Below are 15,355 nucleotides of genomic sequence, written 5' to 3' on the forward strand. Positions count from 1 at the left end.
TCAGTCGTCGCCCTCGACCTGGGCGTGTTTCGTGCTGTCGACGCTGACCGTCTCCCACTCCTGATCGGTGTGGGCACCCTCTCGCTCGCGGGCGCTCGCGGCGACGCGGATGAACTCCGCCTTCTCGCGTGCGTCGGGGATCGTGTGGCCACCACAGTAGGAGAGGCCGGATTTGATGCCGGCACAGAACTCCCCGGCCACGTCGGTCGTCGGACCCTTGTAGGGGGTCAGCCCCTCGACGCCCTCGTCGGCCGTCACGTTCTCCTCCTTGTCCGAGCGCTCCTCCGCGGCGGCCGTGGTCGCCATTCCGCGCGAGCGCTTGTACCGCGTCCCGTCGATTTCGACGGTATCGCCCGGGGCTTCCTCGGTGCCGGCGAAGAGACTCCCCATCATGACGGTGTCCGCGCCGGCCATCAGCGCCTTGGCTGCGTCCCCGGAGGTGCGAATCCCGCCGTCGGCACAGATCGTCACGTCCAGATCCGCCGCGGCGTCGGCGCAGTCGTCGACCGCCGTCAACTGGGGCACGCCCGCCCCTGCCACTTTGCGGGTCGTGCAGTGTGAGCCGGGGCCGATGCCGACCTTCACGCAGTCCGCGCCAGCCGCGTAGAGGTCCTCGACGCCTGCGGGTGTGGCGACGTTGCCCGCGACGAGGTCGAGGTCTGGGAACGCATCGCGGATGTCGGCGACTGCGTCGAGGGTACGTTCCATGTGGCCGTGGGCCACGTCGACGACGACGGCGTCGACGCCGGCGGTGACGAGCGCTTCGGCCCGGGTGACGTGGTCCTCGTCGATCCCGACGGCGGCCGCGACCGGTTGGCCGGCATCCGTGACCGTGGCGACCTCGCTGGCCTGCTCGTCGACGGTCAGAAAGCGGTGGATCGTCCCGATCCCGCCGGCCTGGCCGAGCGCGATGGCGAGATCGGCCTCCGTGACGGTGTCCATCGCTGCCGAGCAAAGCGGTGTCTCCAGTTCCAGGTCCGGCGTCAGGTTGGTAGTCAAATCCACGTCGCTCCGGCTGTCGACCGGCGAGCGCTGTGGTACCAGCAACACGTCTCCGTAGCTCAATCCCGTCCGCGGTTCGTCCATAACCGCACAGACGCAGTAGCTTCGTCCGGATAAATCCGCCGATTCCGGTAGATATGTCCGTCCGGTTGGATCACGAAGGTTTGTAACCCCTCACGTAGACAACCAGTGCATGAGCGATTCCGCCGAGTCCGTCCACGTCGCCGTCACCGGCGCGGCGGGCTACATCGCCAGCCGTGTCGTCGCACAGCTCCAGCGTGACCACCCCGACTGGGAGATCACCGCACTGGACAACTTCTATCTGGGCGACCTCCGCGAAGTCGGCGACGTGTCCGTCGAGCACGTCGACATCCGCAACCGAGACCGACTGGAGGACGCCCTCGACGGCGCGGACGTGGTCCTCCACCTCGCCGCCATCTCCGGCGTCGACGACTGCGACGACAAGCCCGACCTGGCCTACGAGGTCAACGTCACCGGAACGAACAACGTCGCCTGGTTCTGCAAGAAGACCGGAACTGCCCTGTGTTTCCCCTTCTCGATGGCCGTCATCGGCGACCCTCAGGAGTTCCCGATCACCGTCGACCTCCCGCGGGACCCGCTGAACTGGTACGGCCGGACGAAGGTGCTGGGCGAGCGCGCCATCGACACCCTCGCCGACGGGGCCTTCCCCGCCCACCAGTTCATGATCTCCAACCTCTACGGTCGCCACGAGGTCGGCGGCCGGGAAGTCTCGAAGGGCACCGTGATCAACTTCTTCGTCAACCGGGCGCTGGCGGGCGAGACGCTGACCGTCTACGAACCCGGCACCCAGTCCCGGAACTTCGTCCACGTCAAGGACGTGGCCGACGCGTTCGTCAAGAGCGCCGAGCGACTGGTCGAACAGCGCGAGGCCGGCGAGAGCGGCGTCGAGAAGTACGAGATCGCCAGCGACGAGGATCCCGGCGTGATGGCGGTCGCCGAACTCGTGCAGTCGATCGCCCGCGAAGAGCGCGGCATCGACGCCGACGTGGAACTGGTCGAGAACCCCCGCAGCGGGGAGACGCTGGTCGACGAGTTCGGCGTGGACACGGCCGCAGCACAGGATCGGCTGGGGTGGGAACCGGCCGAGAGCGTCGAGGACTCGATTCGTGGGTTGCTCGCCGAGTCGGACTAACTCCGCAGGGCTTCGACGACATCTTCGACCGTGAACAGTCGCAGGTCGTCCCGTTCGGTCGCGGCTTCTTCGACCGAGGGCTTGAACCCGCTGCGTGAGAAGAGCGCGTACTCTTCTCGTCGTTCGTTGCCCGTCTCGGGCGTCCACCTGAGTTCGTCGACGTGCGTCTGTAGTTTCGAGAACGCGTCGTATCCGAGTGGCGACTGCTGGAATTTACACTCACCGGCGATCAGTGTCTCACCCTGGGTCAGTCCGACAGCGTCCACCTCGTGGTCCTCGTACCACCACTGGCCGGTCTCCGTGATCGTGTACTCGGGGTAGAGCGTCCGGAGTGCCGAACAACACAACTCCTCGAACGAGTGGCTCACGAAATCCGCCAGTTCTGGCTCGACGAGGATTTCGTAGGCGTCGGTCCCGAGTTCGTCGTACCGGTCGCTCGACCCGTAGACGAAGCGAAACCAGAAGCGAAAGAAGGGGTCCCGGATCCGGTAGTGACTTCGTTTGCTCCGCTCTTTCTGCTCGGTGATCGGGACGTGTCGGTCGACCAGTCGCAATCGAGACAGACGATCGAGGTACTTCGAGAGCTGATTGTAGTCGATTCCCGTCGTCCCAGCGATTTCGTTTCGGCTCGTACTGCCACCCGCGATTGCTTCCAGAATCGAGAAGTACCGCGTCGGTTCCGTGAGCTCCATCCGGAGGACGTAGTCCGGTTCGTCGTGGAGCGTCCCGTGTCGCGAGAGGATCGTTCGCTGCACGTTCTCGTCGAGCGTCGCGTCCGGCGACACTTCTTCGAGATAGTACGGGACGCCACCGAACACCCCCCACGTACTCACCTGCTCGGCGGCGGTATACGATTCGTCGAAAAACTCCATCGCGGCGTCGAAGGGGAGCTGTCTGATATCGAGCTTCAGCGACGACCGGCCGTACAGCGGACTGTTACCGAGGAGTGCTGCCTCCTCCATCATGCTGATCGACGACCCGACTAGTACGATCGTCGCTGCCGACTCGTCGAGTTCGTGATCGAACAGCGCCTGTAAGACGGACGGGAGGCTATCGTCCTGTTCGACGAGGTAGGGGAACTCGTCGAGGACGACGATGGCGTCCTGTTCGGCGAGATATCGAAGTACCTCCTCCCACTCCTCTCGTATCCGTTCCAGATCCGGGTAGGACTCCGCTGCAGTCTCGACGAACTGTTGCAGCTGTAACGTACTCGTTTTCTGCCGTGCCTGGTAGATCACGGCGTCGTCGTACCCGTCGAGCGACTGTTTCAGGAGTTCCGTCTTGCCGAGCCGCCGTCGCCCGAACACCACCGCGAGTTCGGCGTCGTCCGACTCGTAGAGCGAACGGAGCCGTTCGAGTTCCACCGTCCGGTTCACGAACTCGACCATGGGAACAGTTCGAGGTCCGGAACTATACTACTTTCCATAATCGTACTCTGAAGTATGATACTCTCAAGTACGATACTCTGAATAATTTTACAGCCGCTGTTCCCACTCCTCGGCCGGCATCGATTCGCCGGTGACGCCGTCGGGCCCCTGTGCGAGCAGGCCCGTCGCGGCGTCGTTCATCACGTCGGGGTCGAGAATCTCCGCCCGTTCCGATTCGGGCAGGTGATCCCAGAACCCGGTGTCGACGCGACCGCCCGGATCGAGAGCGTTGGCGTTGATCCCGTACTCGTCGAGTTCCTTGGCCTGTGTTCGAGTCATCCCCTCCAGTGCCCACTTCGAGGTTACGTACGGTCCCCACCTGGCCGACCCGCGGCGACCCAGGCCCGAGGAGATGTTGACGACGTTCCCGCGGCCGGCCTCGATCATCTCGGGGACGGCGTACTTCGAGCAGAGGAAGACGCCGGTGACGTTCACCTCCATGATCTGCCGGAAGTCCTCGGTATCCACGTCGTGGAGCAGTCGCCCCTCGTCGTACATGTTCAGGAGGCCGATGCCGGCGTTGTTCACGAGGCCGGTGACCGAGCCGAACTCGTCGACCGTCGTGGCGACGACGTCACGGACCGCGGCCTCGTCGGTGATATCGGCAGGGGCGACGTGTATCTCACCGTCGCCCGCGTCGGCGACCGCTTGCAGGTCGGACTCGCTCCGGGCGGTGATCGTGACGGATGCGCCTTCACGGGCGAATCGTTTCGCCATCGACGCGCCGAGTCCACGGCTCGCACCGGTGACGATCACGACTTCGTCATCGAGCGTCGTCATGGGTGGAGATGCACCCACGCGCGGGTAAAGCTACCTCCCACTGGACGACGCTCTCGTGTCAAATCGCGCTTCGAGTTCGTCCAACGAGAACGCTCATCGTGATCGAGTCGTATCTGAGGGTATGGAAGTCACGGTGTACGGGCAACTCCGCGGGGCGACCGGCGAGAAGACCGTCGCGGTCGAGTTCGAGGGCGGGACTGTCCGGGAGGCCGTCCTCGCGTTCGTGACGGCGTACCCACAGACCGAACGGCACCTCGTTCGGGACGACGGGGAGATCGAGCCGAGTGTTCGGATCGCCGTCGACGGCGAGCGGAACGAACTCGACGATCGGTGTCCGCCGGACGCGTCGATCAGTATCCACCCGCCGATGCAGGGTGGGTGACAGCCTCAGAGTCCGTACTGTTCGCGCACGAGGTGGGCCATCCCGCGCTCTTCGAGTGTCGCCATCGGTGCCAGCATGGTCAGTTGTACGACGCCGGGGAGTCGCCCGATCTCGACGCCACCCGTGAACGTACAGCGGGTCCGAACCTCGCCTTCGCTCATGTCGAGCAACTTGCCCGCCCGGTCGAAGGCGTTCTCGGTCGCCTCGTTGATCGTCGCGCCGGACCCGACGACCTGGATCGGTCCCATGTCGGTCTCGACGTCGACCCCGTATTCTTCGCCGAGGGCCTCGCCGCGCTCGACGTCCTCGTCGCTGTAGGGCTCGCTGATGTGTGGGAGGTCCTCCGCGTTGGGGAGCAAGACCGGGCCGTCGATGTCGAGGTCTTCGATCAGTTCGACCTCGAACTCGGTGTAGCCGCTCACGTCGGTCGTGTGCAAGGCGAGTTCGCCGTCGCCCTGGTTCGCGTGCATGTCGCCGACGTAGATCCCGCCGCCCTCGACTTTCACCGGACAGAGCAGGATGGACCCCTCTCGTACGGCGTTGATGTCCATGTGGCCGTCCGTTCGCTGGGCGAGTTCCGCCTCGTCTTCGAGCCCCCAGTCGTGGCCCGCACCGATGAGGAACTGTCCGAAGTCCCCGGCGTTGTGGGAGTCGGGCATCTCGATCGGTGGCGTCGTGCCGATGTTGCCGACGAACGGCCGCAGGTGGCCGAGCGTTCCGGGCATCTCGGACGGTTCGTACAGCAAGATCGGGTGCTGGCGGGAGTTCTCCGGGAGCGCGCTCGCCTCGTCGGCCCGTTCGGCGAGGTCGTGGGCTGCCTCTGCATCGACCGTGATCCCGACCTCGCGGTCGTCGTCGAAGACGGTCGTGATGCCGTACTCGAAGGCGAACGAGGAGGCGTTCGCGCCGCAGTTCGCACAGCGGATCGCGTCTTCCCCAGTGCCCTCGACGACACTCTCGGGCCACTCGATGCCACACTCCGGGCACTTGTGGTCGACGAACGGATCGTCGCCGAAGGCGTCCTCCAGTTCGTCCATCGAGCCGGTACTGGTCGCGACGCTCGTGACCTCGATGTCACGGATCTTGATGGCGATCGCGTCGCCAACCTCTGCCCCCTCGACGGCGATGGGTTTGGTCACCTCGTGTCCGCCCCGGAACTCCGGTGTGATCATCGGCCCCCAGCACGCCGGGGGTGTGTGCGTCCTGACACGACCGCCGTCCGCGACGGTCCCTGCCCACTCCTGCTCGGGCCCGACCAGCCCGAGGGTGTACTCGTCCACGTCCAGTTCTCGTTCGATCTGTTCGGACATTGTACGGGATGTACGTTAACGATGGGCATAAAGATAGCCCGACGTGTTACGAGGGGAGGTGTGTGGTCGTCTCCCATATTGGGGGTCGAGTCCCAACATTGAACCCTCGCTAGGGGTGGGGTACCGATTAGATGATGGCAACGTCGCAACAGAGCACCACGCCGGTCGAACCCATCCGCTGAATACATGAGTCTGGTACAGCAGGCCCTGGAGGAGACGGACTCGGCGATATTTTTCGGATCACTCTCGTTGATCCTCGCGATAACGGCAGTGATCATCGTCTGGCCGGACGCGACTGCCACACAGCTGGCGACCATCAACGCCTACGTCGTCTCGAATTTCAGCTGGTTGTTCCTCTGGCTGGTCTTTCTCTCCTTCGTATTCCTGATGTACGTCTTACTCGGCCCGTGGGGGAACATCAGGCTGGGTGACCCGGACGAAGAGCCCGCGTTCTCCTACCCCGGCTATCTCGTGATGATCTTCACTGCGGGGCTGTCGTCCGGCGGCCTCGAGTACTGGGGGCCGGTGGAACCGCTGGTCCACTACCAGACCGCCCCGCCGTTCGTCGGGTCCAGTCCGGAGGGGTGGGCGGGGATGGTGAGTGCACTCCAGTACGCGATCTTCCACTACGGGACCTCGGCGTGGGCCGGGTACGTGGTCTTCGGCATCGCCGTCTCGTACTTCGCGTATCGCAAAGACATGCCCTTCCGTCCCGCCGTCATCCTCGCTCCGTTCGTCGGCACCGACAACGTCGACGGCTGGATGGGAAAGGCGGTCGACACGCTGGCCGTGGTCGTCTCGGTGAGCGGAATCACCATCTCCTTCGGACTCGGCGTCGACCAGTTCTTCGCCGGCCTTGCCTACAACTGGGGCGTCCAGGTCGGCGCACTCGGGGAAGTCCTGTTCATCCTCCTCATCACGGGCCTGTTCCTGCTGTCCGTTACGGCCGGGATCCAGGAGGGGATCCAGCGGTTCGCGAACCTGAACGTGGTCCTCCTGCTGGTCCTCATGACGGCAGCGCTGGCCTTTGGCCCCCTGTCCTTCCTGCTGAATCTGGGGACGCAGGCGCTCCAGGGGTACGTGACCGACTTCGTCGGGATGAGCCTGTACTTCACGCCGGAGGCCAGCGGCTGGTTCGGCTCCTGGACGGTGTTTTTCTGGGCGTGGTGGCTCACGTTCGCGCCCATGGTCGGCGTGTTCATGGCCCGGATCTCCCGCGGGCGGACGCTCCGCCAGCTCGTGTTCGCCGGCATTCTCGGCTCCTTTGCACTCACCGTCCCCTGGTACGTCGCGACCGGCGGCTCGGCACTCTGGCTACAGACGACCGGACAGGCCGACCTGCTGGCCGTGTACTCCGATGTCGGCCTCGCCGGCGTCAGCTTCGCCCTGTTCGATCAGTTGCTGCCCTTCGCCGATCTGTTCTCCGCGATCCTGCTGGGACTCGTGTTGAGCTTCCTCATCACGACGCTCGATTCGGCGACCTTTAGCTTCTCCATGATCGCGAACGAGGGCGAACCGTCACCGTCGACTCTCAACCGGATCACGTGGGGGCTGGTCCTGGGATTCCTGACCATCGCACTCACTCTCGCCGGTGGGATCTCCGTCCTCCGCTCGTTCACCGTCCTCGCCGGAATCCCGGCCGCGATACTGTGCCTGATCGCGCTGGTCGGCATGGTCGTGCAACTCGAACGCCACGCCCCCGTGTTGCTGGATGAGTCTCAGTACCCGGACACCGACATCGCATCGAGCGTTCGACGGAAATTACCGGACCGGGTGGCGGAGAACCAACCGACGGACGACTGACGCCGGAAGCTGGTCGTCGCGTCCCTCGTGCCAGTATCGATCGGTCACCGGCGACGATCTTCGCCCGCTCTCTCGGAACCGCGAATATGATCGACTAGCTGAACAAACAGCCAGCCGACCTGAGACACCCTTTTGTCCGGCACTGGCCTGCCTGTGACTAGATGCCACGACCGACACCGGACACCATCCTCCGGGTCGACCTCACAGATCGAACCTGTGTCCGTGACCCCGTCCCAGAGACGTGGCGACGACGGTACATCGGTGGCAAAGGGCTCGGAGCTCGGTATCTGTACGCGGAACTCGATTCCGGAACCGAACCCCTGGGCCGGGAGAACCGCCTGTGTTTCATGCTCGGGCCGCTGACGGGATATCTCCCGGGGGAGCAGCGGTACGCAGTCGTCACCAAGTCTCCGTTGACGGGTGCCTTCCTCGATTCCTACGCCGGTGGGACCTTCCCCGGCGCACTCGCGGGTGCACTCGGAGACCACGTCGGGGTGGTGGTGACTGGCAGTGCGGACGAGCCGGTCTGTCTCGTCGTCGAGGACGCCAGTGTACACCTCGAACCGGCCGCGGACCTGTGGGGTGCCGATACCAGTGAGACGTGTGCGGCGTTTCCCGACGCGTCGGTCGCCTGTATCGGCCCGGCAGGCGAACGTCGGGTCCGATATGCGACCGTCGCGTCCGACGGTGGCGACCACCAGGCGGGCCGCGGCGGGGCCGGCGCGGTCATGGGGAGCAAACGACTGAAAGCGATCGTCGCTCGCGGTGACCCACCGTCGGGGCTCGCGGACCTCCGTGCGGCCTACACGGATCGGTTCGCCGAGGACGCGGTCGGCCGCTGGCAGGCCGCGAGCGAGACGCTCGAATCGGTCGACTTCGCCGACGAGATCGGCGGGCTCGCGACGCGAGGCTGGGAAGCGAGTCGCTTCGAGGGACTGTCCGACATCGGTATCGAAGCCGCCCGTGGGGTCGCCACCGAGCGCGAGCGCGACGACGAGTCGATTCCCGGGGGCTTCAGAGTCGAGACCGAGGACGGCGACAGCGTCCCCAGGGGTGCCACCCAGATGACCCTCGGCGCCACGCTGGGGGTCGAGGAGTTCGACGCCGTGGTGACACTCGGCGACGCCTGTGACCGTCTCGGACTGGACGTCATCAGTGCCGGGAACGCGGTGGCGTGGGCGATGCTCGCCGCGCGGGAGGGGGTCATCGACCGCGACCTCGCGTTCGGCGATGCGGAGGCGGCCCGCGAACTGCTCGGCGAGATCGCGACCAGACGGACCCCGCTCGGCGATATCCTCGCACTCGGCGTCAGGTCTGCCGCGGCGGAACTCGGCGCTCGCGACCGTATCCCGCACGTCAAGGGACTGGAAGTGCCGTCCTACGACCCGCGTGCCGCGGCGAGTATGGCGCTCGCCTACGCCACGAGCGACAGGGGTGCCTGTCACCGTCGAAGTCGGCCGATCGAACGCGAACCGTTCGCTGGTAGAGACTGGGCCCCCGAGCGCGCTGCAGCGGCCGTGATCGCCGAGCAGAACACGAGTTCGGTGCGCTGGAGTCTCGTCGCCGACGACTTCGTCGGTGCCGTGTTCGAGGACCTGGGGGCCGAGTGGCTCGAGGCCGTCGGTGCGCCCGTTCCCGAGGACCTGTCGCTCGCCGGTGAGCGCATCTGGACGCTCACTCGACTGTTCAATCTCCGGGAGGGATTCACCCGCGACGACGACGCACTTCCCGAGGTCTTCACGGAACCAGTCGATGCGGAGACGGCACGACCGATCGAGCCCGCGACGTTCGAGCGGATGCTCGACGCGTACTACGAACTGCGCGGGTGGGATGCGGACGGCCGTCCGACGATCGAGACGCTGGCGCGACTGGACCTGCTGGATGTCGTCGACGACGAGACGCCCGTCGACCCGGACCGATAGCCGTCGTGGGAAATTTACGATTTCCACAACCGCCACAGCGCCATGTAGAGCGTCCAGCAATCACAGTCGAGGCGCTCGGCAAGCTCGCGGCAGGTGTCGAGATACCGCTCGTACTCCCGGACCGACGGCGGGTTCGGATAGGGGGCCGAGAGTTCGTCGGCCTCCTCCAGCACCGTCCACTCTCGCTCGCCGATCACGATGGCCGTCTCCGGGTCGACGAACTGGAGAAACGCGGACGCGACCGGTACGTCCACGCCAGCGAGGTCGGTGAGTCGCTCGATGGCTGCCGTGTCCTCGGCCGCGGAAACGGCGTCGTCGATGACCGCGCGAACGGTCTCGAACTCGTTGGTGGCGAACTGATCTTCGATCCGCTGGCGTTCCTCGTGCGGGACCTCCCCGAGAAAGCGCCGATAGTACCACCTGACGACCCACTCCGCGTCGCGCCACCCGTACGACCCCGTCCGGAACATTTCCGGGAAGATATCGATCCCCTCCTGCTCGACCGGATAGAGGGGCTCTCTCGCCCGGTACTCTGCTGACTTGGATTCGACGACCGAGCGGGTCAGTTCCATGGTAGACGGTCGTCGTCCGCACCCCTGTGTGTTGTGCTCGCTGGCGTGTCGTACCCGCTCGCTCCCATATTTCGCCTGGAACGTCTCCACGTGTGTTAAAAACACTCATGCACGTGCGCCGGTTCTTTCATCGTATACACCGCGGCCGTCGAGCCGCGGAATACGGGGCTCCAACCATGTCCAACGACCAACAGAATCCCATCAAAACAATTTGTCCGTACTGTGGTGTCGGGTGTGGCATCCAGGTCAGACCCGGCGAGGAACCCGGCGACATGCGGTTCATGCCGTGGGGCGATGCACCGGTCAACGAGGGACGGATCTGCATCAAAGGCGGCGCGGCGACGGAGGTAGTCGACCACGAAGATAGGTTGACAGAACCACTTATTCGAGACGACGACGGGGAGTTCCGGGAGGCCACCTGGGAGGACGCGTTCGAGCGAATCGTCGACGAACTCGAACGGATTCGCGAGGAGCACGGCCCGGACGCGATGGGCTTCTACGGCTCCTCGAAGGTGATGAACGAGGAGAACTACCTCCTCCAGAAACTCGCCCGTCGCTACGGGACGAACAACGTCGACAACTGCACGCGGATGTGTCACGCCTCGACGGTGTGGGCACTACGCCGGAGTCTCGGTGCCGGGGCGATGACCAACAGCATGCGGGATCTGGGGGACGAAGCGGACCTGTTCTGGATCCACGGCGCGAACCCGGCCGAACAGCACCCGATCGCCAACAGCCAGTACTTCCGACAGGCGGTCCTCGACGGCGCGACCGTCATCCAGGTCGACCCCCACGCCAACAAGACGACCGAGTCCTTCGAGATCGAGGACACCGACCGGCACATGCACCTCCAGGTCGAACCGGGGACCGACATCCCCCTGCTGAATATCGTCCTCAAGACGGTGCTGGAAAACGACTGGGTCGACGAGGAGTTCGTCGACGAGCGGACGCGAGGGGTCGAGGATCTGGAGGCGACGCTCGAAGACTTCGACAAGGAAGAAGCCGCAGCGACCTGCAAGGTCCCGCTCGAAGACATCGAGACGGCGGCCGAAAAGTACGCGACGGCCGGCAACGCGGCCATCTTCACCGGGATGGGGATGAGCCAGCACACCTGTGGCGTCGACAACGTCCAGAACGAGATCAACCTGGCACTGATCACGGGGAACCTCGGCCGACCGGGAACGGGCGTGAACCCGCTCCGCGGCCAGAACAACGTCCAGGGGACCTGTGACGTCGGTGCGATGCCGAACGTCCTGCCGGGCTATCAGAACGTCGACGACGACGATGCCCGGGAGTCCGTCGAGGCGGTCTGGGGCTTCGAGATCCCACCGGAACCGGGACTGACCAACGTCGAAATCTCGATGGCCGCCGGGGACAGCATTCACGGACTGTACATCATGGGCGAGAATCCCGTGATGAGCGAACCCGACGCGAACGAAGTGGCCGAACGGCTGGAGCGACTGGAGTTCATGGTCGTCCAGGACATCTTCATGACCGAGACGGCGAAGTTCGCCGACGTGATCCTGCCGGCGACCTCCTGGGCCGAGCGCGGTGGCACCGTCACCAACACTGATCGGCGCGTCCAGCGGATGCGCCCGGTCGAGAAGGTCCACGACGACACCCGACACGACCTGGATATCCTGGCGGAAGTGGGCACACGGCTGTTCGGCGACGACGCTGGCTTCGACTTCTCGGACCCCGAAGCCGTCTTCGAGGAGCTTCGGCAGGTCTGTCCCAGCTACCACGGGATGACCTACGACCTCCTCGGCGAGGAGGGCATCCACTGGCCCTGTTACGAACCCGGCGACGAAGGCGACCCGTACCTCTACGAGGAGGAGTTCACGACCGAGGACGGCCTCGGGTACATCGAGGGCGTGCGCCATCAGCCACCCGCAGAGGTGCCCGACGAGGAGTACCCGCTGGTACTGACGACTGCACGGCTCATCGAACACTACAACACGGGGACGATGAGTCGGCGCTCGCCGACGCTGAACCGCCAGCACCCGGAGAACTTCGTCGACATCCATCCCGCCGACGCCGACCGATACGGCATCGAGGACGACGACGAGGTGACGATCAGATCACGCCGCGGTGAAATCACGCTCACCGCGCAGGTCACCGACGACATCAAGGAAGGCGTCGTCTGGACGACGCCGCACTTCGCGGCCGCCTCCGCGAACAGGCTCACCAACGAGGCCCTCGACGAGCGCGCGAAGATCCCCGAATACAAGGCCGCCGCAGCAGAGATCGACGTGCGAATCGAACCCACCGACGCCGGTGCCGAGGCCGACGACGACTGAGCCGCGCGATCTTTTCAGCCGGAACCGACGTGCGTGACTGTCCCAGTTGCTCCACAGCGATTCGGCTCGGCCGACTGCCAGCCTGCAACTACCCGGTGGAGAGTGGCCACCGAATAAACTTAATCATCTTTCATAGTATTTTATTGGCGCGTTCGTGGAATCGTCCTACTTGGGCAGACCCGCCCGAGATACAATGCCAGAAGTACATTTCGAGGTAGACGTCGACAGTCCGCCGGACGAACAGCCAGGAGCGAACCCGTTCAACCGCTGGCATCCCGAGATCGAGTCGGTCGTCTCCGCCGAGCCTGGTGACCGGGTCCGACTCGAGTGTCTCGACTGGACGGGCGGCCAGATCGGGGACAACGACGACGCGAACGAGGTCCGGGACGTGGATCTGAACCAGGTCCACTATCTCTCCGGGCCGGTCGAGGTCGCCGGCGCTGAACCCGGCGACCTGTTGAAGGTGACGTTGCTCGACATCGGGGCGCTGAACGACCGCTGGGAGTACGGCTTTACGGGCATCTTCTCCCAGCAGAACGGCGGCGGGTTCCTCACCGACCACTTCCCCGACGCGGCGAAGGCCATCTGGGACCTCGACGGGACCTACGTCTCCTCGCGACACGTCCCGGACGTGCACTACGAGGGGAAGATCCACCCCGGCCTCATCGGGACCGCGCCCTCAGAGGCCCTCCTCGAGGAGTGGACCCAGCGCGAACAGCAACTCATCGAGAAACACGAGGAAGACCCGGGTTCGATCCCGGACCACCCGACCGGCGAGTCGGAGCCGCCCGTGGCGAGCCCACCGACGGAAGAGGGCGCACAGCCCGGTGAAGCGTCCGGCGACGCGGCGGACCGGATCGCCGAGGAGGGCGCGCGGACGGTCCCACCGCGGGAACACGGCGGCAACTGTGACATCAAGGACCTCTCGCTCGGCTCGACGATCTACTTCCCGGTGTTCGTCGAGGGGGCGAAGTTCGGTATCGGAGACCTCCACGCCTCCCAGGGCGACGGGGAGATCACGTTCTGTGGCGCGATCGAGATGGCCGGCTACGTCGACCTGCAGTTCGAACTCGTGAAAGACGGGATGGACAAATACGGCGTCTCCCACCCGATCTTCGAGCCCGGCCACCGCGGGCCGAACTTCAGCGAGTACGTCGTCTTCGAGGGCTACTCCGTCGACGAGGACGGCGAACAGCACTACATCGACTCACACGTCGCCTACCGACGCGCCTGTCTCCAGGCTATCGACTACCTGGAGCAGTTCGGCTACACGCGCGAGCAGGCCTACGTGATCCTCGGGACCGTCCCGGTGGAGGGTCGACAGAGCGGCGTCGTCGACATTCCCAACGCCTGTTCGACTCTCGCCCTCCCGAAAGACGTCTTCGAATTCGACGTCAGTCCCGACGGCCTCGATGAGGCCCGCGACCGCGGGCAGATCACGATCACGGACGACCCGCTCTGAGCCAGAACTCACAGCGAGACTCGTCGCGATTTTTGCATCGCTTTGGATTCCTGCCGGATTCACGTCCCCTCGTCGGGTTCGAGTACGTCGGCGATCACCGCCGCGATCGGGCGCAACTGCGCTGCATCGCGGTCGCCTGTCTCTGACCCTTCGTCCGTCTCCGTCGCGTGATAGCTCGCTGCTGCCTGTAGCGCGGCCCGGATCACGTCGTCGTTGGTGAACACCCGTTCGTCACTGGCCTCGTTGACGGCGTCCCGCACCGCTCGCAGCGAATCACGGGTCTGCATCGACATGGTCAACGACACCTGGAACCGATGGGGGATCTCCTCGTGGAAGCTGGCCGCAGCAGTCGCGAGGTCGGGGTCGCTGGCCGGCATAGGCTGGACAGTCCACGAACGCGAAGGTAAAATTTCGGGGGGACTGTCCTCGAGCGGACAACACTCACGACAGTCGAGTGTGAACGTTTAGCCACCGGCCGTCGTAGGGAGGATATGGACCTCGTCACCGCACTCGGGGCCGAGGGGCTCGTCTGTGTCGTCGGTGCCGGTGGGAAGAAATCCACCCTCTGGCAACTGGCCGTCCGGATCGACCGTGCGGTGGTCACGGCGACCGTTCGGATCCCCATATTCGACCCGCACGTGAGCGCGGTCAGCGTGACCGAGAACCCGGTCGAGGCGATTCGAGGGGCCGACACGTGGCCGCTCGGCCTCGTCCCCGAACGGGAGGGCGACCGCTATCTGGGATACGAGACGGAAACCGTCGAGCGAATCGCCGGGACCGAGCCTCCCGATGCCGTCCTGGTCAAGGCCGACGGCGCACGAATGCGGGAGTTCAAGGCCCCGAACGACGCCGAGCCCCGGATTCCTACGGCGACGGACACCGTCCTGCCCCTCGTCAGCGCACACGTCGTCGGCAAACCGCTAACCGACGACTACGTCCATCGGGTCGATCGCGTGGCCGCACTCACGGACCTCTCACCGGGCGAGGAGATCCGCCCAGACAACGTCGCCAGAGTAGTGACGAGCCCCAACGGTGGGTGCAAGGACGTACCCGACGGAGCGACGGTCGTCCCGGTGGTCAACAAAGTCGACGACGACGCCGACGAGGAAGCCGCCAGACGGATCGCGTCTGCGGTCCTCGCCACCGACCGGGTCGACCGCGTCGCGCTCACACGTATGATCGCCGACGACCCGATCGTGGCCGTGCTCGGCGACTGACGCT

The 15,355-nt window shown here is 65.1% G+C and carries 13 protein-coding genes; 7 read left to right on the forward strand and 6 right to left on the reverse strand.

Features of this window, described 5'->3' with window-relative positions; all coding sequences use genetic code 11:
- Complete coding sequence (locus tag BV210_RS11225) at positions 1 to 1,086, reverse strand: guanosine monophosphate reductase (RefSeq protein WP_077206754.1); 1,086 nt, start codon at positions 1,084 to 1,086, stop codon at positions 1 to 3.
- 109 nt (positions 1,087 to 1,195) lie between these two features.
- On the opposite strand from BV210_RS11225, the gene BV210_RS11230 reads away from it, so the two are divergent.
- A complete protein-coding gene (locus tag BV210_RS11230) occupies positions 1,196 to 2,176 on the forward strand; it encodes an NAD(P)-dependent oxidoreductase (RefSeq protein WP_077206755.1) in 981 nt (326 codons plus the stop codon).
- On the opposite strand, the gene BV210_RS11235 is transcribed toward BV210_RS11230, so the two are convergent.
- Both BV210_RS11235 and BV210_RS11240 read right to left on the reverse strand, forming a co-directional pair.
- Positions 2,173 to 3,564 carry an ATP-binding protein gene (locus BV210_RS11235; RefSeq protein ID WP_077206756.1) on the reverse strand — a complete coding sequence of 464 codons (1,392 nt, stop codon included), beginning with the start codon at positions 3,562 to 3,564 and terminating at the stop codon, positions 2,173 to 2,175. The two genes, BV210_RS11230 and BV210_RS11235, sit on opposite strands and share 4 nt — an antisense overlap.
- Positions 3,565 to 3,651: 87 nt before the next feature.
- The gene (locus BV210_RS11240; protein ID WP_077206757.1) at positions 3,652 to 4,383 is read right to left on the reverse strand and encodes an SDR family NAD(P)-dependent oxidoreductase; all 732 of its coding nucleotides are present in this window, start codon (positions 4,381 to 4,383) and stop codon (positions 3,652 to 3,654) included.
- Positions 4,384 to 4,504: 121 nt separating this feature from the next.
- Between BV210_RS11240 and BV210_RS11245 the strand changes: the two genes are divergently transcribed.
- Complete coding sequence (locus BV210_RS11245; RefSeq protein ID WP_077206758.1) at positions 4,505 to 4,765, forward strand: ubiquitin-like small modifier protein 1; 261 nt, start codon at positions 4,505 to 4,507, stop codon at positions 4,763 to 4,765.
- Between the two features lie 5 nt (positions 4,766 to 4,770).
- On the opposite strand, the gene BV210_RS11250 is transcribed toward BV210_RS11245, so the two are convergent.
- On the reverse strand, positions 4,771 to 6,075 hold the full coding sequence (locus BV210_RS11250) for an acetamidase/formamidase family protein (protein ID WP_077206759.1): 1,305 nt from the start codon (positions 6,073 to 6,075) through the stop codon (positions 4,771 to 4,773).
- 186 nt (positions 6,076 to 6,261) lie between these two features.
- Between BV210_RS11250 and BV210_RS11255 the strand changes: the two genes are divergently transcribed.
- Complete coding sequence (locus BV210_RS11255) at positions 6,262 to 7,878, forward strand: BCCT family transporter (protein WP_077206760.1); 1,617 nt, start codon at positions 6,262 to 6,264, stop codon at positions 7,876 to 7,878.
- 161 nt (positions 7,879 to 8,039) lie between these two features.
- Positions 8,040 to 9,800: an aldehyde ferredoxin oxidoreductase family protein gene (locus BV210_RS11260; RefSeq protein ID WP_077206761.1), complete on the forward strand. Its 1,761-nt coding sequence runs from the start codon at positions 8,040 to 8,042 to the stop codon at positions 9,798 to 9,800.
- 14 nt (positions 9,801 to 9,814) lie between these two features.
- Here the strand turns inward: BV210_RS11260 and BV210_RS11265 are convergent, their stop codons facing one another.
- Entirely contained in the window at positions 9,815 to 10,372 is a 558-nt protein-coding gene (locus BV210_RS11265) for a hypothetical protein (RefSeq protein ID WP_077206762.1), read from the reverse strand.
- Between the two features lie 176 nt (positions 10,373 to 10,548).
- On the opposite strand from BV210_RS11265, the gene fdhF reads away from it, so the two are divergent.
- Together fdhF and fmdA are read left to right on the forward strand one after the other, a co-directional pair.
- A complete protein-coding gene (gene fdhF, locus BV210_RS11270) occupies positions 10,549 to 12,672 on the forward strand; it encodes a formate dehydrogenase subunit alpha (RefSeq protein ID WP_077206763.1) in 2,124 nt (707 codons plus the stop codon).
- Positions 12,673 to 12,865: 193 nt separating this feature from the next.
- Positions 12,866 to 14,134: a formamidase gene (gene fmdA, locus BV210_RS11275; RefSeq protein ID WP_077206764.1), complete on the forward strand. Its 1,269-nt coding sequence runs from the start codon at positions 12,866 to 12,868 to the stop codon at positions 14,132 to 14,134.
- A 59-nt stretch (positions 14,135 to 14,193) separates the two neighbouring features.
- Here the strand turns inward: fmdA and BV210_RS11280 are convergent, their stop codons facing one another.
- The gene (locus tag BV210_RS11280; RefSeq protein ID WP_077206765.1) at positions 14,194 to 14,511 is read right to left on the reverse strand and encodes a hypothetical protein; all 318 of its coding nucleotides are present in this window, start codon (positions 14,509 to 14,511) and stop codon (positions 14,194 to 14,196) included.
- Positions 14,512 to 14,625: 114 nt separating this feature from the next.
- On the opposite strand from BV210_RS11280, the gene yqeC reads away from it, so the two are divergent.
- Positions 14,626 to 15,351, forward strand: a complete 726-nt coding sequence (gene yqeC / locus BV210_RS11285; protein WP_077206766.1) for a selenium cofactor biosynthesis protein YqeC — start codon at positions 14,626 to 14,628, stop codon at positions 15,349 to 15,351.
- Positions 15,352 to 15,355 lie beyond the last annotated feature (4 nt).

Origin of the sequence: Halorientalis sp. IM1011, assembly GCF_001989615.1 — an archaeon.
In the GTDB taxonomy this organism is placed as follows: Archaea; Halobacteriota; Halobacteria; order Halobacteriales; family Haloarculaceae; genus Halorientalis.